The sequence below is a fragment of the Bacillus sp. ABR genome (assembly GCF_056172715.1).
Genome location: NZ_JAOYSL010000006.1, coordinates 258955 through 278819 on the forward strand (window position 1 = coordinate 258955; position 19865 = coordinate 278819).

General features: G+C 40.3%; 24 protein-coding genes. 10 read left to right on the top strand and 14 right to left on the bottom strand.

What is annotated here, in order from left to right:
* Positions 1 to 93 precede the first annotated feature (93 nt).
* Both OIT90_RS18290 and OIT90_RS18295 read left to right on the top strand, forming a co-directional pair.
* Positions 94 to 1626, top strand: a complete 1533-nt coding sequence (locus tag OIT90_RS18290; RefSeq protein WP_474892821.1) for a multicopper oxidase family protein — start codon at positions 94 to 96, stop codon at positions 1624 to 1626.
* 274 nt (positions 1627 to 1900) lie between these two features.
* Positions 1901 to 2272 carry a carboxymuconolactone decarboxylase family protein gene (locus OIT90_RS18295; protein WP_039176890.1) on the top strand — a complete coding sequence of 124 codons (372 nt, stop codon included), beginning with the start codon at positions 1901 to 1903 and terminating at the stop codon, positions 2270 to 2272.
* A gap of 214 nt (positions 2273 to 2486) precedes the next feature.
* Here OIT90_RS18295 and OIT90_RS18300 read toward each other — a convergent pair whose 3' ends face one another.
* A complete protein-coding gene (locus tag OIT90_RS18300; RefSeq protein ID WP_474892822.1) occupies positions 2487 to 3536 on the bottom strand; it encodes a hypothetical protein in 1050 nt (349 codons plus the stop codon).
* A gap of 73 nt (positions 3537 to 3609) precedes the next feature.
* Complete coding sequence (locus tag OIT90_RS18305; RefSeq protein WP_024424478.1) at positions 3610 to 3978, bottom strand: RlpA-like double-psi beta-barrel domain-containing protein; 369 nt, start codon at positions 3976 to 3978, stop codon at positions 3610 to 3612.
* 209 nt (positions 3979 to 4187) lie between these two features.
* Here OIT90_RS18305 and OIT90_RS18310 point away from each other — a divergent pair, with 209 nt between their 5' ends.
* The 3 genes from OIT90_RS18310 (at position 4188) to OIT90_RS18320 (ending at position 5944) form a co-directional block, all read left to right on the top strand.
* The gene (locus tag OIT90_RS18310; protein ID WP_341040044.1) at positions 4188 to 4862 is read left to right on the top strand and encodes a hypothetical protein; all 675 of its coding nucleotides are present in this window, start codon (positions 4188 to 4190) and stop codon (positions 4860 to 4862) included.
* Between the two features lie 125 nt (positions 4863 to 4987).
* Positions 4988 to 5455: a hypothetical protein gene (locus OIT90_RS18315; RefSeq protein ID WP_059376139.1), complete on the top strand. Its 468-nt coding sequence runs from the start codon at positions 4988 to 4990 to the stop codon at positions 5453 to 5455.
* Between the two features lie 138 nt (positions 5456 to 5593).
* Positions 5594 to 5944, top strand: coding sequence for a DUF4064 domain-containing protein (locus OIT90_RS18320; RefSeq protein ID WP_025092751.1), 351 nt, complete (start codon positions 5594 to 5596; stop codon positions 5942 to 5944).
* A gap of 30 nt (positions 5945 to 5974) precedes the next feature.
* On the opposite strand, the gene OIT90_RS18325 is transcribed toward OIT90_RS18320, so the two are convergent.
* Complete coding sequence (locus OIT90_RS18325) at positions 5975 to 6409, bottom strand: hypothetical protein (protein ID WP_058837870.1); 435 nt, start codon at positions 6407 to 6409, stop codon at positions 5975 to 5977.
* Between the two features lie 245 nt (positions 6410 to 6654).
* Between OIT90_RS18325 and OIT90_RS18330 the strand changes: the two genes are divergently transcribed.
* Positions 6655 to 7191, top strand: coding sequence for an LptM family lipoprotein (locus OIT90_RS18330; RefSeq protein ID WP_474892823.1), 537 nt, complete (start codon positions 6655 to 6657; stop codon positions 7189 to 7191).
* 476 nt (positions 7192 to 7667) lie between these two features.
* Here the strand turns inward: OIT90_RS18330 and groL are convergent, their stop codons facing one another.
* Together groL and groES are read right to left on the bottom strand one after the other, a co-directional pair.
* Complete coding sequence (groL, locus tag OIT90_RS18335) at positions 7668 to 9302, bottom strand: chaperonin GroEL (protein WP_474892824.1); 1635 nt, start codon at positions 9300 to 9302, stop codon at positions 7668 to 7670.
* A gap of 56 nt (positions 9303 to 9358) precedes the next feature.
* On the bottom strand, positions 9359 to 9643 hold the full coding sequence (groES, locus tag OIT90_RS18340) for a co-chaperone GroES (RefSeq protein ID WP_024426730.1): 285 nt from the start codon (positions 9641 to 9643) through the stop codon (positions 9359 to 9361).
* Between the two features lie 229 nt (positions 9644 to 9872).
* Here groES and OIT90_RS18345 point away from each other — a divergent pair, with 229 nt between their 5' ends.
* Genes OIT90_RS18345 through OIT90_RS18355 form a run of 3 tightly spaced genes read left to right on the top strand, consistent with a single transcriptional unit; the run spans position 9873 to position 11481 of the window.
* A complete protein-coding gene (locus tag OIT90_RS18345; protein WP_058837872.1) occupies positions 9873 to 10607 on the top strand; it encodes a CPBP family intramembrane glutamic endopeptidase in 735 nt (244 codons plus the stop codon).
* Entirely contained in the window at positions 10604 to 10798 is a 195-nt protein-coding gene (locus OIT90_RS18350) for a YdiK family protein (RefSeq protein ID WP_003213897.1), read from the top strand. The genes OIT90_RS18345 and OIT90_RS18350 overlap by 4 nt, the downstream gene beginning before the upstream one ends.
* A gap of 56 nt (positions 10799 to 10854) precedes the next feature.
* Positions 10855 to 11481, top strand: a complete 627-nt coding sequence (locus OIT90_RS18355) for an NUDIX hydrolase (protein WP_058837873.1) — start codon at positions 10855 to 10857, stop codon at positions 11479 to 11481.
* A gap of 39 nt (positions 11482 to 11520) precedes the next feature.
* On the opposite strand, the gene tatC is transcribed toward OIT90_RS18355, so the two are convergent.
* Genes tatC through moaC form a run of 4 tightly spaced genes read right to left on the bottom strand, consistent with a single transcriptional unit; the run spans position 11521 to position 13653 of the window.
* Positions 11521 to 12279, bottom strand: a complete 759-nt coding sequence (gene tatC / locus OIT90_RS18360; RefSeq protein ID WP_098676753.1) for a twin-arginine translocase subunit TatC — start codon at positions 12277 to 12279, stop codon at positions 11521 to 11523.
* A gap of 6 nt (positions 12280 to 12285) precedes the next feature.
* Complete coding sequence (locus tag OIT90_RS18365) at positions 12286 to 12465, bottom strand: twin-arginine translocase TatA/TatE family subunit (protein ID WP_008355689.1); 180 nt, start codon at positions 12463 to 12465, stop codon at positions 12286 to 12288.
* Positions 12466 to 12492: 27 nt separating this feature from the next.
* Positions 12493 to 13146, bottom strand: a complete 654-nt coding sequence (locus OIT90_RS18370) for a redox-sensing transcriptional repressor Rex (protein ID WP_008355687.1) — start codon at positions 13144 to 13146, stop codon at positions 12493 to 12495.
* 15 nt (positions 13147 to 13161) lie between these two features.
* The gene (gene moaC, locus OIT90_RS18375) at positions 13162 to 13653 is read right to left on the bottom strand and encodes a cyclic pyranopterin monophosphate synthase MoaC (RefSeq protein ID WP_039176857.1); all 492 of its coding nucleotides are present in this window, start codon (positions 13651 to 13653) and stop codon (positions 13162 to 13164) included.
* A 138-nt stretch (positions 13654 to 13791) separates the two neighbouring features.
* On the opposite strand from moaC, the gene OIT90_RS18380 reads away from it, so the two are divergent.
* A complete protein-coding gene (locus OIT90_RS18380) occupies positions 13792 to 15714 on the top strand; it encodes an ABC-F family ATP-binding cassette domain-containing protein (protein ID WP_474892825.1) in 1923 nt (640 codons plus the stop codon).
* A 270-nt stretch (positions 15715 to 15984) separates the two neighbouring features.
* Here the strand turns inward: OIT90_RS18380 and tsaD are convergent, their stop codons facing one another.
* The 5 genes from tsaD to thiL are packed head-to-tail and all read right to left on the bottom strand — an operon-like array spanning position 15985 to position 19597.
* Complete coding sequence (tsaD, locus tag OIT90_RS18385) at positions 15985 to 17013, bottom strand: tRNA (adenosine(37)-N6)-threonylcarbamoyltransferase complex transferase subunit TsaD (RefSeq protein WP_041086990.1); 1029 nt, start codon at positions 17011 to 17013, stop codon at positions 15985 to 15987.
* Positions 17006 to 17434 (bottom strand): ribosomal protein S18-alanine N-acetyltransferase, encoded by a 429-nt coding sequence (rimI, locus tag OIT90_RS18390; RefSeq protein ID WP_047202836.1) that lies wholly within the window; start codon positions 17432 to 17434, stop codon positions 17006 to 17008. Before rimI ends, tsaD begins: the two co-directional genes overlap by 8 nt.
* Before the next feature lie 25 nt (positions 17435 to 17459).
* A complete protein-coding gene (gene tsaB / locus OIT90_RS18395) occupies positions 17460 to 18149 on the bottom strand; it encodes a tRNA (adenosine(37)-N6)-threonylcarbamoyltransferase complex dimerization subunit type 1 TsaB (protein ID WP_216100109.1) in 690 nt (229 codons plus the stop codon).
* The gene (gene tsaE, locus OIT90_RS18400) at positions 18130 to 18606 is read right to left on the bottom strand and encodes a tRNA (adenosine(37)-N6)-threonylcarbamoyltransferase complex ATPase subunit type 1 TsaE (RefSeq protein WP_064497654.1); all 477 of its coding nucleotides are present in this window, start codon (positions 18604 to 18606) and stop codon (positions 18130 to 18132) included. The genes tsaB and tsaE overlap by 20 nt, the downstream gene beginning before the upstream one ends.
* Positions 18607 to 18619: 13 nt before the next feature.
* A complete protein-coding gene (gene thiL, locus OIT90_RS18405) occupies positions 18620 to 19597 on the bottom strand; it encodes a thiamine-phosphate kinase (protein ID WP_064497653.1) in 978 nt (325 codons plus the stop codon).
* Positions 19598 to 19865: the final 268 nt, after the last annotated feature.

Here is a 19865-nt window from a genome sequence, read left to right on the forward strand (position 1 = left end):
CCCGCTGAAAAGCGGGTTTTTTTATTTTATTCACCTATTTGGATGTCCGCACTTATACTGTATCAAATTGTATTTAAGTGAGGATTAGTCAACATGAACCTAGAAAAATTTGTTGACGAGCTTCCAATTCCAGAAGTCGCGGAGCCCGTCAAAAAGAACCCAAGACAAACGTATTATGAAATTGCTATGGAGGAGGTATTCTTAAAAGTTCATAGAGACCTGCCCCCAACCAAGCTATGGACCTATAATGGCAGCTTGCCTGGTCCAACCATTAAAGCCAATCGAAATGAAAAGGTCAAAGTGAAATGGATGAACAAATTGCCATTGAAACATTTCCTCCCTGTCGATCACACCATTCATCCTGGGCATCACGATGAACCAGAGGTCAAAACAGTCGTTCATCTGCATGGCGGTGTCACACCAGCAAGCAGTGACGGCTATCCAGAAGCCTGGTTTTCACGGGACTTTGAAGCAACCGGCCCCTTCTTTGAAAGAGAGACTTACGTATACCCAAATCATCAGCAAGCCTGCACATTGTGGTATCACGATCATGCGATGGCATTGACACGACTAAATGTGTACGCCGGTTTAGCTGGGTTTTATTTGATCTCAGATGCATTTGAAAAGTCCTTAGAGCTTCCGAAAGATGACTATGACATTCCTTTAATGATTATGGACCGTACGTTTCAAGAGGATGGCTCACTGTTTTATCCTAGCAGACCAAACGACACGCCAGAAGACAGTGACATACCAGATCCATCCATCGTGCCCTTTTTTTGTGGAGAAACAATCTTAGTCAATGGAAAAGTATGGCCGTATTTAGAAGTAGAGCCGCGAAAGTACCGTTTTCGTATTTTAAATGCGTCCAATACTAGAACTTATGAGCTGCATCTAGATAACGACGCTACAATCATGCAAATTGGTTCCGATGGGGGATTTTTGCCAAGACCCGTTCGCCATCAATCATTTAGCATCGCGCCTGCTGAACGTTTCGATGTCATCATCGACTTTTCAGCTTACGAAAACAAAACGATCACTTTCAAAAATACAGCCGGCTGCGGACAGGATGTGAATCCTGAAACAGATGCGAACATTATGCAATTCAAAGTCACACGTCCGCTAAAAGGAAGGGTACCTAAGACATTACGTCCGATTTTCAAACCGCTGCCACCGCTTCGGCCAAGTCGAGCTGATCGAGAGCGTACACTCACACTTACCGGCACACAGGATAAATACGGCCGCCCAATCCTATTGCTCGATAACAACTTTTGGAATGACCCTGTCACGGAAAATCCTCGTCTTGGCAGTCTAGAGGTTTGGTCCATCGTCAATCCAACCAGGGGTACACACCCTATTCATTTGCATCTTGTTCAATTTAGGGTATTAGACAGAAGGCCGTTTGATACAGAAGTCTATCAATCGACAGGAGAAATCGTGTATACAGGACCAAACGAAGCACCTCCTTTACATGAACAAGGCTACAAGGACACCATTCAGGCACATGCAGGTGAAGTCATTCGGATCGTTGCTCGATTTGTTCCATATACCGGCCGATATGTGTGGCATTGTCATATTTTAGAGCATGAAGATTATGACATGATGAGGCCGATGGATATCATTCATTAAAAATGAAACCATTCTTCCGCTAAATGCGTAGAACTTTTATGAAATTGCTGATTACAAAGGGCTAACGGACATCTATTCATTAGCCCTTTTATGATCCATTTCAAAATGGAAAAATAAATCGCATGAATCATTCCTTTGAGGAGCATTACACACTTAAAAAGTTGACGCAGCAAACCGATAATACTACTATATACCCATTACATCTATCAAAAGGCACATAAGCCATAATGAACGAACAAATGGAAAATTGCGATAACAAACGGAGGAGTTCAATTTGAATGAAGAAAAAGAAACTTGCCAGGTCAAACAAGAAACAGCGGCAGGTAACAGAGAGAAGCTTTCAATTCATGAGAACGAGAGCATTCGGTCAAACATTGAACAACTAACCATTGAACTCAGTGAACAAAAAGAATTCAACCACTTCATATTAGATGAAAAACAAAAGGCCATCAGCACATTATCTTCCCTCATCACAAAAGGCGATTGTGATGAAGACTTAAAGACTCATTTTGAACAAGCATTACATATTGGACTTTCTGTCATAGAAATTATGGAGATTATTAAACACTGTACAAAGGTTGCTGGCTTCCCTCACTCCATTAATGCCCTGTTTATCTTTCAAAACTTATTAGATGAAAACAAATAAAACAGAGAAAACGAGATGTCATCAGTCCTCTCGTTTTTTTATGTTCACTCATATTACTCTTTTTCTTTTTCTCTGTCACATAAGCAAAATATGAAAATAGCACTCGTATCACTGTTTAAAAGCTGATTTTCTTCCTATAAACTCACCATTTCTCCAGCATTTCAAGTGACAAAATAAAAAAACGTCCAGTTATATAAATAACTGAACGTTTCCTTTATCGATTGACAGTGAAATTGTTAATGATTCCGCCATCCTTCTCCCAAGCGGCTTCCACTGTTTTCTTCTTCATATTGTATTCAAAAATCGTTCTTACCTTCGCTTTTCGTCCAGTGTCATCCTTTAATTCTTTTGCGTTTTTTGCAACACCTAAGAAATAAACAGACGACCCGTCCGTAGAAAATTGCGGCTGTGCAGCACTTAAAATATGAACATCCTGACTGTTTTTAACGAGTGTCATCATTTTTCCTGTGTCTACATCAAGCATTTTAATAGAGGATATTTCTTTTTCTTTACGAACCTTTACTTCTGTATAAATCAATTTCTTATGATCTGGAGAAAATGAAATATCATTGATCGTTTGTGAGATGCGTGCAATGCGTTTCCCCTTCTCACCTGTTTGAAGGGTGATCTTCATGGTTGTTGGTTCAGGATCTCTGCCCTTTTCATTCGCTTCATCGGTTTTTTGATAATCTTCTTTTAAAGAATAATGCTGGATCGCCAAATCATTTGAAGTCGGATCATATGCAAAAGAACTCACCGTATCGTCCTTGCTTTTTTCTGGATACAGCTCCTTCATTTTGTGTGTTTTCAAATCAAAAGATGCGACATAAAATTGCTCTCCAGAATCCTTGTTATACCTAAGAAATAACTTCTTCCCATCACCAGACAGCCTCATACTGTCGATGGAATCATCACTCGTAAACAGTGTTTTTTCTTCTTCAGATTTCACCTTTAATTCCCGAATACTCACCTTTTGCGTATCTTCATCTGTATACGTGTAATATAAAATCTGTTTCGTAGAATCATAAGCAATCGAAGGATATGCTGTCAGTTTCTCCGTATGAAGCGCCCGATCATGCAAGTAATAAGTATTGTTTAACTTTTGATCTGTAAATGAAACGAGCAATTCGTCTTTTGCATCTTGGTTTGTTTTAACTTTCCCTGCATGTTTTGCCTCTTGCCCCGGCTTCATCATGAAGAAAATAACTGCCGCAATTACTGCGACGCCAATGACTGTGATGATCCACCATGTTGATTTTTTCATTGCCTTTCAGACCCTCTCTACAAGAAAAGAAGCCAGAAAATGAACTTTTCCCGCTTCTTTGCATGCCTATGTATTAATAAGTGTAATGCCCTTTTACGACACCTTTACTTGTTTTATACCCAAGTGCTTTGAATGCTTTTGGACTTACGTCTAGTACAGCGTTTGGCATTCTGCCTACATCATATTTATATACTGTAATCACTTTATGTGGTTTCGCTTTTGTTGTCACTCTTAGTTTTGTACCTTTTTTCGGTACGTCAAAGCCCATTTTAGTTGCTGCATCCCAATGACCGAGTTTTTTTCCATCTGCGCCTTTTTTACCGACACCATTATACCAAGTAATATTGCCGCTTACTTTTTTTGCACTTGCTCCATGTGAGAAACTGAATGCTAAAAATAAACTAGCTACTGTTACGATTGTCGTGATAAGCTTTTTATTCATTAAGAAATCCTCCGTTTTTGGTTTCTGCACTCATTATACATGAAGATGAACCCAGTTATTTTACAGACACATTACAATTCAAATACAAGTTGACCACTTTATGACCGATTAAGTTCATAAATACTGCCAAAATCAGCTAGAACATTGTAAGTAGCTCCCCTCTTTCATTTTATATAATGAAGGTGAATTAAATTTAAGGGGGAATTTTCATGAAAAAGTGGTTCACTGTATTGATTGTAAGCTTAGCCTTCGTTTTGGTATTTTCAAGTCTTCCTGCCTCAGCGGCTAGTCCTCGTCACGGCGCCATTGTGACACAAACGGATGAAGCCAAATGGTCAGGTATCTCTGCCGATATTGTCCTGCCGAAAACAGCCACCATTAAAAACGGCTATGCGGACTGGTATCTCGGTCTCGGCTCTGCCGTTGTAGAGAGCGGTATTTCAAAAACGTCTTCTGGCTATAAGGTCTTTCTGGGCAGCGGCTCACAAGGCGGCAGTAAATACTGGAACAGCGAATACGATTCAAGTATTAAAGATGGCGCACGCGTAAACTTAAAGCTCATCAACAACGGTGATGGTACAGTGTCACTATACGTCAATGGAAAACTGCGCTATAAGCAGCCTGTTTACAACCCTAGCCGTCTGAAAAATCTTGATGTTGTCAAAATGGTACACGGCGTACAGGATAATGGAACAAACAGCTATTCACAAGCAAGCTTCTCAAATGTACAGCTTCGTGCAAATACATCAGGAAGTGTTTATAAAAATTGGGATGGGTCAATCAAATCATCGCTTTTACGTAAAAATTTAGAATCTGGTGCTGCCACTCCTAAATTCACCGTTATTTCTTCTATCCCATTAAGTACAAGCCTTTCAGCACAATAAGAAATAAAGCACCCGATAGAGGGTGCTTTTTATTGTTCACAGCTTATCAACACTTCTCTTTTAATCAAAACAAGGATTCGTGGTAACATAAGCATACATACTTCGAAGAAAAAAGGAGATCGAACGTGAAAAAAAGTCTACTTGTTTTCATGAGTCTAGCTGTAATTCTCTGCATTCTAGCAGCTTGCTCAAATACGACGAAAGAACAAAAAACAGAAACGAAGGCACTTCCAACAATTAATGAACGCATTCAAAAGGAAACGAAAGAAGTGATGGAGCAGTCTAAGCTCATCAAAGACACTGACATCACCGTTGATCAAAAGAAAAAAATCATTTCTTTAAACGTAACAGCTTCCTCTGATACCAATAGTGATTACGCTGAAGTCATTGGTTTAAACTTTGCAAAAACGCTGGCCATTGGAGCATCAACCGAAAAAGAAAACAATCTTCATAAACCAGAAAACGACAGCCTCGGCGCTCTCTATTCCTTTTATGACCTAAACATCACCGTGAAACAAGAAAACGGCAAGGTGCTGGCAAAGGGAACGAAAAAAACAAATGAAACAAAAATTACTTGGGAAAGAGCCCAATAACTGGACAAGAAAATCCTTTATGGATTTCCTTCTTTTTTTTAACAAAACTATTAACATTATGAAAGAAATGCCGATTAGTAAGATTGTGTTGGTTCTTAAGTACCAATAATTCTTATTTACATATCGGAGGAAAGTATTATGAAAAGAACGACAGAATTTGTTTTAGGTTTAATTGGAGGTATTTTTGGATTTTTCGGCGCAATGTTCGCTCTTGCTTTCGGAGGAATCGATGCAGCATTTAGCGATTCAGGCACCAGTGAAATTACAGGATTAGGCTGGGCAGCAATGCTTTTCTCTATTCTTGCCATTGTCTCATCTGTCATTGTAAAGAAAAAAGCAAAGCTTGGTGGAATTCTATTATTAGTATCTGCTGTAGGTGGCATTATTTCTATTTCTATGTTCTTCATCCTTCCAGCTGTATTAATCATCATTGCAGGCTGCATGGGCGTGTTTAGAAAAGAGCCTGTCGTCAATAACACAACTGCATAAAAATAGAGAATAAAGCTTGTAGAGATTGCTCTACAAGCCTTTTCTCTCTACTTTTTGTAATTCATATTGAATGGCATCAACTAACTCTATTATGTTTTCATCTGTCCAAAGATCCAACATAAATAGAATGTCATTCATCATGTGTGACAAATCTTCCCGGCTCATCAATTCTTCTTTGTAAGCAGGGACAACAAAGAAATAGAGCAGATCAGCCAATTCAAGAGCGACACGTACATCTTTTTCATCCATGATGGCTTTATGCAAAGAGTGGATGAGCCATTTGAGGTCTTCATGATTTTCAATAGGAACATACATCAATTGGTGTATTTCATCGGTATCCCTCCCCCTTAGAATCCTCTCAGCAGATTCCTTTGAAAGAGCCCCAACTGTATTTGAGGATATATTCAGAAACAAGAATTCATGTTGATCCTCTCTATTAACCGTCTTGATTGACGAACCATCCATCTCAATCACTCCCAATCCCTTATAATAATTCTATTATAAGGAAATTCAAGTTCGATTTAAGTCACAAGAAGTGGATTTTATGTAATTTTAAGCTAACCGGTTTATAAAAAAACACTCTAAAACAATTATTTTCTATTTTTATCATTTTTTGTTGATTTTAAAGTACTTTTATCCTATTATAATAGTCATGGTCAATGTATAAGCACAAGATGCTTATACAAATTAAACAAAAGGGGACTTTCATTTTGAAGAAATTCTATGCTTTATTTTTAGCTTTAGGGCTAACATTTACACTTGCTGCTTGCGGCTCAACAGAAGATGTGTCTACAGGTGCGTCTAAAGAAAAAGAGTCTACAAGCACAAAAACACAATCAAAAAACAAAAAAGATGATGGATCAAAGAAAATAAATGCGAGCAAACACAAAACAACTGCTCAAGGAATGAAAGTAAACCTTGGCGAAATTAAAATTATGAAGGATAGAATCAATGTTGGAATGAATATTGAAAATACGACAGATAAAGTTCTAAACTTCTATCCAGATCAAGGTAAAGCTGTAGCGGGAAGCATGCAATTAGATGCGAATATGTTTATGACTGACGGTGATATTGGTGGCGAAGTTGAAGGTGGCGTTAAACAAGATGGTGTTATTCAATTCTTAGCTCCTGAAGGCAAAGAGATCAACGTCAAAAACATCAAAGAATTAAAGCTGAAATTTGGAAATGTCTCAACTGACGATTACATGAATAGAAAAGACGTGACATTCACAGTAAAAGTAAAATAAGCTTTCACTAATGCCCTTGAATGATGAGGGCTTTTTTTATTTGATAACGGCTTCTGTGAAGAGGATATGCTTTATGCATACGGTCCTTAGAAAATCACGATCGCCTTTTAAAACTCAGCAAATGCTTTCCACTTAACAAAAAAACCCCCTACTCCTATTTGAAAGTGGGGGTTAACTCTTTCATTATTTATCACGCTTCTTCGATCCAAACAATCCAAACACGACGGCCAGTGCAACAATAATCGCCACCCACGTCGTCAAGCCCATACAATCACCGCTTTTCTCTTTAAATTACCCATTCTCTTCATATCGGGTAAAGACCCATGAAATCACTGTCTCTTATTTTAACGATTGAAAAACAGTAAAGGTTTCAATTCATCATCCCTGGTACTTTTTATTGCATGTGACCAAATCGTGGCCAAAATCATGAAGACATAACAAAAACCCCTATATTTCAAGGGGTTTTCGAGGGGTGTTTACATCATTCCGCCCATTCCACCCATGCCGCCCATATCTGGCATTCCGCCGCCTGAGCCGCCTTCTTCTGGTTTGTCAGCTACGACTGCTTCAGTTGTTAGAAGCATTGCTGCTACAGAAGCTGCGTTTTGAAGTGCAGAGCGAGTGACTTTTGTTGGGTCAACGATTCCTTTTTCGATCATGTTTACCCATTCATTTGTTGCTGCGTTGAAGCCGACACCAATTTCTTCGTTTTTCAAGCGCTCAACGATGACTGATCCTTCAAGACCTGCGTTATGAGCAATTTGACGAATTGGCTCTTCAAGAGAACGTAGAACGATGTTTACACCTGTTTGAACGTCACCATCAGCTTCAATTGAAGCGACTTTTTTGTATACATTCACAAGTGCTGTACCACCACCAGATACGATACCTTCTTCAACTGCTGCGCGAGTTGAGTTCAGTGCATCCTCGATGCGTAGTTTACGCTCTTTTAGTTCTGTTTCAGTTGCAGCACCAACTTTGATGACAGCGACGCCGCCAGCTAGTTTTGCAAGACGTTCTTGTAATTTTTCTTTATCGAATTCAGAAGTTGTTTCTTCTACTTGAGCACGGATTTGGTTCACACGTGCTGAGATTTGAGCAGAATCTCCTGAGCCCTCTACGATTGTTGTGTTTTCTTTTGTCACAACGACTTTAGAAGCGCGGCCAAGCTGACCGATTTCAGTTGATTTCAGGTCAAGTCCTAGGTCTTCTGTAATTAATTCTCCGCCAGTTAAAACAGAGATGTCTTCAAGCATTGCTTTACGACGATCACCGAATCCAGGTGCTTTTACTGCTACTGCGTTGAATGTACCACGAAGTTTGTTCACAACAAGAGTTGCAAGTGCTTCGCCTTCTACATCTTCAGCAATAAGCAATAATGGTTTTCCTTGTTGTACAACTTGCTCAAGTACAGGAAGGATTTCTTGAATGTTTGTGATTTTTTTATCAGTGATTAAGATGTAAGGATTTTCAAGAACTGCTTCCATCTTATCAGAATCCGTCACCATGTATGGTGAAGCATATCCGCGGTCAAATTGCATACCTTCAACCACTTCAAGCTCAGTTGTGAATCCTTTAGATTCTTCAATTGTGATGACACCGTCGTTACCTACGCGTTCCATCGCTTCAGCGATTAGGCTGCCGACTTCCTCGTCTGCTGCAGAAATAGCCGCAACTTGAGCAATTGATTCTTTGCCTTCGATTGGTTTAGAAATCTCGTGCAAGCCTTCAAGTGCTACTTTTACTGCTTCTTCGATCCCTTTACGAACGCCAACAGGGTTTGCACCAGCTGTTACGTTTTTAAGACCTTCACGGATCATCGCTTGAGCTAGAACTGTTGCAGTCGTTGTACCGTCACCAGCTACGTCGTTTGTTTTGCTTGCAACTTCAGCAACAAGTTTTGCACCCATGTTTTCAAATGCATCTTCTAATTCGATTTCTTTTGCAATCGTTACACCATCATTTGTGATAAGTGGAGAACCGAATTTTTTCTCAAGAACCACGTTACGTCCTTTTGGTCCTAAAGTTACTTTCACAGCATCTGCAAGTGCATCTACACCACGTAACATCGCACGACGTGCTTCTTCACTGAACTTAATATCTTTTGCCATAATAACGAAACCTCCTCAGTCTTTTTAAAAATATATCTCAATGCTTTTTTATGTGATTAACCAATAACAGCTAAAATGTCGCTCTCACGAAGGATTAAATATTCTTTTCCTTCATATTTCACTTCAGTGCCTGCATATTTTGAGAAGATAATGCGGTCGCCTGTGCTTACTTCTAACGCAACGCGCTCACCACTTTCAAGTACACGCCCTGAACCTGCTGCAACAATTTTACCTTCTTGCGGTTTTTCTTTTGCAGAATCCGGTAACACAATACCGCTAGCGGTTTTTTCCTCAGATTCAACGAGTTCAATGATTACGCGATCGCCTAATGGCTTTAACATAAGAAACAACCTCCTCAATTTTTATATGTAGTCTTTTTTAGCACTCATCACCAGTGAGTGCTAACACATTTATTATAATAAAGAATGTCTTCTGCAATTTCAAGTGAAAACCTTTAAAAATTTTTACGCTTTCACGATCTTTTTGAATCTCAGATTCTTTCCTTTTCATCGTAAAAGAAGACTTGTGTTACAATAAATTTAGTTCTTTTAGTAAAGGGGTTTTCGTTACTTGAAAAAACAATATTGGTACATCATCTTAACGTATATATTGGTACAGGTATCTGCGTTTCCTTATTTTCTCATAATGAAATGGCTGGGATTCATTCAATCACCGATGACTCAAACAGAGCTTTCAAAATTATCAGGAACGTGGACAATCATCAGTTTCTGTATCGGATTGATCATTATTCTGCTCATCCTTCGAACCGTCCCAAAAGCTTCACTGCGAAATGAAGCGCCAGCTTCAATCGGTTCTGCTATCGCATGGATCATTGGCGGTTTCTTTCTTTCTCTCTTTGCACAATCAATTGCGGGGGCGATTGAACAATATGCATTTGGCATTGGACGAGAATCTGAAAATACCCAAAACATTTTATCCATTATGGATGCCGTTCCTTGGCTTGTGATCGTCATCGCCCTGATTGGACCGATATTAGAGGAAATCATTTTCCGTAAAATCATCTTTGGTGTGATTTATGAAAAAACGAATTTCTTCATTGGAGCACTTGCCAGTTCAGTGGTTTTCGCTGCTGTACATTATGATTTTCCCCATATCTTGCTCTATACCGCAATGGGCTTTACCTTTGCCTTTTTATATGCGAAAACAAAACGAATCATTGTCCCAATCGGCGCTCATATGCTGATGAACTCACTTGTCGTTCTTGTGCAGATTGAGCCAGTGAAAAAAATGATTGAAGAACAATCTCAAACCATGCAAATGATTATTGGAGGCTTTTTCTCATGAGAAACCCAGTCGTATGGGGCATCATTTATTTTGCCGTAGGTGTGGCTTTCACCTATATGGCCATTCAAAATCCAGGTGACATGTGGTCATTTTACAGCATTTTGCTGATGGTGTTTGCGGCCTATAATATCAATATCGCGCTTAAAATGTTTGCCTTCTCTGTCAAACTCAAAAAACAGCAGCAAAAATAAATCAAAAACCATTTTCCGCGTTTGGAAAATGGTTTTTTTATGGAGGATGTAACTTCATGGAACATGAAAAACTTCGTTTCTTCAATGATCAGCATGAAACCATTGGAGCTGCCGCTCGTTCAGATGTCCACGCCCAAGGTCTTTGGCATGAAACATTTCATTTCTGGCTTCTTAAAAAGGAGCTTGGCACCGTGTATCTCTATTTTCAGCTAAGGAGTCCTGCAAAAAAGGATTTTCCTTCACTGTTTGATATCACCGCAGCAGGTCACCTTCTCGCAGATGAACAGCCTTCTGATGGCTTAAGAGAGGTAGAAGAAGAACTTGGTCTTTCTATCCTTTTTGAGGACCTTACTTATACAGGAATCATAAAAGATGAAATTCACCTGCCTTCTTTCATCGACCGTGAGTTCTGCCATGTGTATCTTTATATGAATGAAGAAAAGCACATGGAAGTTCATCTACAGAAAGAAGAAGTCGCTGGTCTGTACAGAGCAAAACTGGTTGATGCACAGCAGCTTTTAACAGGATCATGTGAAAGAATTCGTATCGAGGGCTTTATAGTTGATGCAAACGGAGAACGACGTGAGGAAAGCATCGAAGTGGGTATTCATAATTTTGTCCCGCATGAGCCTGCCTATTATGAGCACCTCTTTCACACGATCAATCAATTTCTTACACAATAGAAAAAGCATCGTGATCCCTTATTGGATCATGATGCTTTTTTATGAAACATAATGTTTTTCTTTCTCCTCTGTTTGCTGCATTTTGCGGTAGGTCACTCTTGAAATGATAATGCTCACTTCGTATAAAACGAGCATTGGCAAGGTGACCATGAGGTGAGAAACAAGCTCTGGCGGTGTAATGAGTGCGGCAATGACAAGGAGGACAAAATAGGCATACTTCCGTATTTTTGATAAAAACATCGGTGTGATGATGCCGAGTCTTGTGAGAAACATCAACACGACGGGCATCTGAAACAAAAAGCCAAATGGAAGTGTTAGCTGCATTAGAAATGTAAAATACTCATGAATCCCAATGACTTGCTCTACATTTAAATCATTCGACATTCGCATCATAAAATCGACGACAAACGGAAATAAAATAAAGTAAGAGAAAGCCACACCGCTCAAAAATAAAAGCAGTGCAATCGGAATGTAAGCAAGTGTCACCTTTCTTTCTTTCTCATATAAGCCAGGACTCACAAACGCCCACAGCTGATATAAAATAACGGGACACGTCAAAACCAAAGCAATGACAAATGCGAACTGCATAAACACGTACAGTGGATCTGTAAGTTTAAATGCATTCAGCGTCAGTGTTGCCGCTTCATCGGTATTTTGTAAATACACAATGACCGGCTTAGCGAGAAAAAAACCAGCCACCATAAAGGCGACAAAAAACATCGCAATGATCACTAGGCGTTTTCGCAGTTCCACAATATGCTCCATAAGCGGCATATCTTTGACATTCATGAAGCTCATCCTATTCTACTGATCTTCTTTTTTCTTTTTTTCTTCCTGATCATCAGCTAAGCCTTTTGTGGCATTTTTGAATTCACGTAATGTATCTCCTGCTGCTCTTCCTAATTCAGGAAGCTTTTTCGGCCCAAAAATAATGAGCGCTACAATCGCAATCAGAATCAAACTCCCAGGACCGATCGGACCCATTTGCTCCACCCCCTTTACCCCTTTTCGTCAGTCCTCCTGCGTAACAGAGTAATGCTTTAAGAAATACACAAGAGACTGAAGTTCAACCGCCAAATCTATATGATGAATTCGAATGTGTTCCGGCACATTCAATCGAGCCGGCGTAAAGTTAAGGATTCCTTTGATGCCAAGGGCAATCAAACGATCTGTAATGGATTGAGCTGCTACGGCAGGTACTGTCAAAATTGCAACAGGGATATCTCCTACCTCTTGAACATGCTCTTCAAGCTTATCCAAATCATAGACAGGCACGCCGCCTATCTCACTTCCTATTTTACTCTCATTGACGTCAAAAGCCATTGAAATTTTTGTATTATTATTTTTTATGAAATTATAGTGTAAAAAAGCAGTCCCTAAATTCCCGACACCGATGAGCATGACATTGGTCATTTCATCTTGGTCAAGGGTCTTTCTGAAGAAGGTCAAGAGATAATCGACATTATAGCCATACCCTTTCTTCCCAAGTGCACCAAAGTACGAAAAATCTCGGCGAATGGTAGCAGAATCCACTTTGACTGCATCACTAAGCTCAGCTGATGACACCCTTTGTTTTCCTGATGCATGCAAATTTTTTAAAAAACGGTAGTAAAGCGGCAAACGTTTGGCTGTCGCTTGTGGAATTTTTGACTGATCTATATTCATATAAGGTCCTCCAACTTAAATATCAGATGCTCTGTGAAAATCACCGTTTTTCCCGCCTGTCTTTTCAATTAGATAGGTTGGACCGATGATCATGCCTTTATCAATCGCTTTGCACATATCGTAAACGGTCAGTGCACATACTGAAGCAGAAGTGAGCGCTTCCATCTCCACACCCGTACTTCCTTTTGTTTTCACCTGTACTTGTATGTTCAGGATGTGCGCATTTCCGTCTTCCTCCCAATTAAAGGAGATATCCACGCCTTTTAGTGCAAGCGGATGACACATTGGAATGATGGTAGATGTTTGCTTTGCTGCCATGATGCCAGCAACCTGTGCAACAGACAGCACATCCCCTTTTCCAATTTCATGCTGTTGTATTTTATGAAACACTTCTTTTATCATACGAACACTTGAAACAGCAACGGCGGTTCTCACTGTAGACGATTTGTCACTAATGTCGACCATCTTTGCTCTCCCCTGTTCGTTAAAGTGGCTAAATTGACTCATCTTTCAACGCTCCCTCACTCAAATGATACACTATTTTTTCCTATCTGTCTTTCATTTGAATATGGCGATTGTATGTAACATTTGCCGGTTTACTGCTGATAAGCTACACTTAACATATTATAGCAGAGGTGAAGTTACATGATGATTCTACAAGTGAATCAGCTGTCCAAATCGTTTGGCGCTGATACCGTTTTAACGAATATAAAATTGGAAGTCAAAGCAAGGGATCGAATTGCCATTGTAGGTCGTAACGGCGCAGGCAAATCCACGCTTTTGAAAATCATTGCCGGTCAAATGTCTTACGAGCAAGGTGAGATCATCAAACCAAAAGACCTATCGATCGGCTATTTAGCACAGCATACCGATGTGACGTCTACACGTACGCTAAAAGACGAATTATTATCGGTTTTTGATCATTTAAAAGAGATGGAACAAGAGATGAGAACCATTGAGGAGAAAATGGCTTCTTCCACAGGTTCTGAGCTGGAAGCCCTGATGAAAACCTATGACAGGCTTCAGCAGGAATTTAAAGATCAAGGCGGCTATCAATATGAAGCAGATGTCCGCTCCATTCTTCATGGACTCGGCTTTAGTCATTTTGAAGATGAGACAACCGTCCAATCTTTAAGCGGCGGCCAGAAAACCCGTTTAGCACTTGGAAAGCTCTTGTTAATGAAACCAGAACTCTTAATTCTGGATGAGCCGACAAACCATTTAGATATTGATACCTTATCATGGCTTGAGCAGTATTTGCAAAATTATACAGGTGCCATTCTCATCGTGTCCCATGACCGCTATTTCTTAGACAAAGTCGTAAACCACGTCTATGAAGTCTCAAGAACTTCGATGAAAAAGTTTGCAGGGAACTATAGTAAGTATCTGGATCTGAAAGCAGAGCAGCTCGAGCGGGATATGAAACTATACGAAAAGCAGCAAGAAGAGATCTCAAAGCTCCAGGATTTCGTGGACCGCAACCTGGCAAGAGCCTCCACCACAAAGCGCGCTCAAAGCAGACGCAAACAGCTCGAACGGATGGATCGTTTAGATAAGCCTTTAGGAGATGAAAAATCTGCAAACTTTCATTTTGATATTACGAGACAAAGCGGCAATGATGTACTGAAGGTACATGATCTCGATATTAGTTATGATGAAAAAACACCGCTCCTATCCTCTCTTTCTTTTCAGATTAAACGCGAGGATAGTGTGGCACTCATTGGTCCTAACGGGATCGGGAAATCAACCCTTTTAAAAACGTTAACGAACACATTAACACCAGTAAAAGGCGACATCACTTTTGGATCTCATGTCACGATCGGCTACTATGACCAAGAGCAAGCCAAACTGACATCCTCGAAAAAAGTGCTAAATGAGCTTTGGGATGATTATCCTCATATGAATGAAAAAGAAATTCGGACATGTTTAGGAAATTTCCTCTTTTCAGGGGATGACGTTTTAAAGCCTGTCCATGCATTAAGCGGTGGAGAAAAAGCACGCCTTGCGCTGGCAAAGCTGATGCTCCAAAAAGCCAATTTTCTTATTCTCGATGAACCTACAAACCATCTGGACTTAGATAGTAAGGAAATTTTAGAGAATGCATTGATCGATTATCCAGGAACTATCTTATTTGTTTCGCATGATCGTTATTTCATCAATCGTCTGGCAACGAAAGTTTTCGAACTGTCGCATGCAGAAACTAAAGAATATCTCGGTGATTATGACTACTACCTCGAAAAGAAAAATGAACAACTAGAGCTGAAGGCACTTCAAGAAAATGAACCGGTTAAAAAACAAACTGCCCAGCCAGCAGAAACAACAAAGCTTTCTTATGCGGAAGAAAAAGAACTGAAAAAGAAAGAAAGACAAAAGCAGCGCAGGATTGAAGAAATTGAAAAACGGATTGCTGTCATTGAAGACAAGCTCGGTGAAAATGAAGAGCTGTTATGTGATCCTGATATTTTTCAAGATCACGAGAAGGTCCAAGCCATTCAAACAGAAAATGATACGCTCAATCAAGAGTTAGAATCACTTTTTGCGGAGTGGGAAGAGCTGTCAGATTCTTAAAGAGTGCCCTAAAGGGTACTCTTTTTTCTTTCAATGAAAATTTATTATCCACAACGATACCCACAATAACTTCTTGATTATTCTTAAACACTTTAGACTTATCCACTTTATCCACAGTGTTTTAATCACATATCCACAAAAAAGGTCGTATTTATACACATCCTCTTCACTTTAAAACAAAATTTTCTAACAATTGTGGATATTTAGCGTTTACATGTGAATAAATCGCTTTCATAGAAAAATAAAAAACCCCTGTAATCCACAGGAGTTTTATTTATATGAGACTAGCGGCAATCCTGGCTGGCCATTCATCGCCATATCGCCTCTGATTCCTTTTTCAAACGCAATGGTTCCAGCGGCAGCGATCATGGCTGCATTGTCTGTACAAAGTGATAATGGTGGAATAATGACCTTCACATCTGGTAGTTTCGTGAATGCTGAAGTTAAAGCTTCTCTTAGTCCTTTATTGGCAGCGACTCCTCCAGCTAGAACTACCTGCTTCACACCATAGGCTTCTGCTGCTTTCAATGTTTTACCAACAAGCACCTCAATGACGCTTGCTTGAAAACTTGCGGCCAAATTCTCTGGGGCAATCGTTTCTCCCTTTTGTGACGCATTGTGTAACGTGTTGATCACAGCTGATTTTAGACCACTGAAGCTAAAGTGATAAGACCCTTCTTCAAGCCATGCACGAGGAAGCTTAATTGTCGGCTCTCCTTCATGTGCTAACCGATCAATATGAGGTCCGCCTGGGTACGGGAGACCCATCGTCCGGGCTACTTTATCGTAGGCTTCTCCAGCTGCATCATCTAATGTTTCTCCGATGACCTCAAAAGATCCGTGCTCCTTCATTAAAACAAGCTCAGTATGTCCGCCAGAGACAACAAGAGCTAAACATGGAAACTCCAGTTCATCAACAAGCTGGTTGGCATAAATATGCCCTGCAATATGATGAACACCAACAAGAGGAATTTGATGGGCAAAGCTCAGTGCCTTTGCTGCATTGACGCCAATCAGCAGGGCACCGACGAGACCGGGTCCTTCCGTAACAGCAATCGCATCCAAATCCTTAAAGCTCATACCCGCCTGTGTCATCACTTCTTCTAATACGATGGTGACTTGCTCCACGTGATGCCTCGAAGCAATTTCAGGTACAACACCGCCAAATCGTTTATGACTGTCTATTTGAGAGGCGACCACATTTGCCACGATTTCCTTTCCATTTTTCACAATGGACGCAGCTGTTTCATCACAGCTTGTTTCTATTCCTAATATGAATCGATCTGTTTGTTCACTCATTTATATTCACCCACATGACTAACGCATCTTCTCCATTATCCGTATAATAATTCTTTCGAATAGAAGCTGGTCTGAAACCGAGCTTTTCATAGAGGGATTGTGCTGGTGTATTCGAAACCCGCACCTCTAAAGAAAGATGATCTGTCTTTTTTTCTTTGCAAAATTCCATGACATATCGAAGCAATGCTTCCCCGTAGCCTTTTCCTCTATGCTCAGGGAGAATCGCAATGTTCGTAATTTGTGCATCGTCCATGACAATCCAGACCCCGCAATATCCAACAGGCTGCTGATCTTCTTCGATGAGGAAATAATGGCTGTATTGGTTATGAAGAATCTCATAGACAAACGATTCCTTTTTCCAAGGCGCTGTAAACGAATGCACTTCAATCGTATACACCTCTGGAATGTCCGCTACTGTCATTTGTCGTATTTCTGCTATGTTAAGGTTATTTTTGTCCTTCAAGCCATTTCACTTCCGCTTCTGCCAAACGAATATAGTTAGGAACAAGCTGATGAACATCTTCAGCAGGACGATCTGCACCTAAAAATGCAAGCACTGAAGGTCTTGGGTTATGAAATATCCCCTCTGCCAGTACAGCCGTTTCTCCTAAAATGGAGCGAATGCTCTCTTCATGAAGGTGCACATCTTGTCCAAGAAATAGAACAGATTTTCCTGTCTTCTTCAGCTCATGAAGCCAATCCGTCAGCAGGATATTTTGATCTGGTTCGACCTCTTTGATCTTACCTTTCTCAAACGTATATAGCCCAGTATAAACTTGTCCTCTTCTCGCATCAAATAGAGGTGAGATATACCCATCAAAATATTGGCCATTTGCCGCAAGCGCTTCTAAACTCGAAACAGCCGATATCGGGATAGACAGCGTCCACGCAAGTGTTTTTCCTATGGTAACACCAATTCTGACGCCAGTGTAAGATCCAGGTCCTTTTGCCACAACGATTTTACTTAGTTCGCTTGGTGCTACACCACATTCTTTCATCAATGCTTCAACAGTGGGCATCGCTCGGACGGAATGGTTCTTTTTTAAATACGTAATGCTCTCGCCAATCACAGTGAGATCTCTTACAAGAGCAATTCCTAGTGTATGGTTTGATGTATCAATGGCCAGTATGGTCAAATTCTTTCATCTCCTTACAAAGGGACTCATAACGCTCCCCTTTTGCATCAAACGTGAGATGCCGTTCTTCTTCACGTTCTGTTCTCAGCATTTCAATTTTTAAATAGGAAGAAGGCAATTGAGGTTCAATCAGATGTGCCCATTCAACCAAGCATACACCTTCACCCTCAAAATATTCTTCGAGTCCGATGTCTTCTTCCGCATCTTCCATGCGGTACACGTCCATATGGTAAAGTGGCAGTCTGCCATCAGTATATTCTTTAATAATTGTAAAGGTGGGGCTGTTGACGATACGGGTAATTCCTAAGCCTTCCGCAAAACCTTTTGAAAAAGTGGTTTTGCCTGCGCCTAAATCTCCTTCTAATGTCAATACATCGCCTGGCATCACAAGTTTGGCCAAAGCAGTGGCAATTCGTTTCGTCTCATCCGCACCTTTTGTTGTCCATGTTAATTTCACCGTTGATGTCACCTCATTTCTTAAAATGATTATATCCTTTTTTCATTAACATCGTTTGTTGATCATTGTCTTTTAACATAACACTAGCTGCTTGATCATCCTTGACTTGTCCAATACGTGTGATCTGAATGCCTTCTTTTTGACATTGAGATTCAAAGCTTTCCCAATCAGATTCTGGTATCGTACCAGTTAAAACAAAGTCTTCTCCCCCAAATAACACCCATTCATGCCAGTCTTTGCGCAGCACCTGTAAATCTGGATGAATTGGAAGCTTATCAGCTTCTATCTCGATCCTCACACCGCTCGCTTCGGCTATCTCATTCAACTCACTCGCTAATCCATCACTCACATCATTCAAGGTGACCCGCGGGAAACTTGAACAAATGTGACCAGCAGCAATATGAGGCTGAGGCATTTTGTGACGCTTAAGAAAGAAATCAGCGTCGACCGCCTTAGAAGGGACTGCTTCGTTCATTAAGATTGATAACCCAGCAGCCGACGAACCGAGTTCACCTGTGACAAAGACGACGTCTCCAGTTTGAGCACTGTGACGATAACAAGCCGTTCCCTTTGACACCTCACCAATGACCGTCACGGTAATGACAAAGTCACTGCGGGTGGCTACTGTATCTCCACCAATCAAATCCATACGATAGGTGTCAGCCAACGCTTTCATTCCCTCATAAAGAGCCGTGACGATTGTTTCATCACCATGAGGCGGGATTGCAATTGAAACAAGATAATACTTTGGGGTGCCTCCCATTGCAGCAATATCACTGACATTGACTGCCAGTGCCTTAAAGCCAACTTCATAAGGTGTGGAAAAGTCAAAACGAAAATGAACATGCTCCACCATTGTATCAACACAAACGACCTCTTCACAATGTGAATGAGGTTGATAAACACTTGCATCATCACCGATGCCCATGATCAAAGAGCGCTGATATGTATCTTTTGGTGTGATTCGGCGAATAAGATCAAATTCATCCATAAAAAGACAGCCCCTTCTTGCAATCAATTGGTTAAGTAGACATGATGTCAAACACAGTTAGTATTAGTGTAGCGAATATAAGTCTCAGTTCCAACTAAAAATGATATAAAGAAAGCCTGGTGTGTAAAAACCAGGCTGGGTTGAAGTAATCTATCTATTCTTTCATATAGTGTAGCCAAACACAAATCATTTCATTGCATCGTGGGTACTTATAGAAAGAAAAAGACATAAAAAAAAACGAAACTATACGTTTTCGTTTACAAGTTAT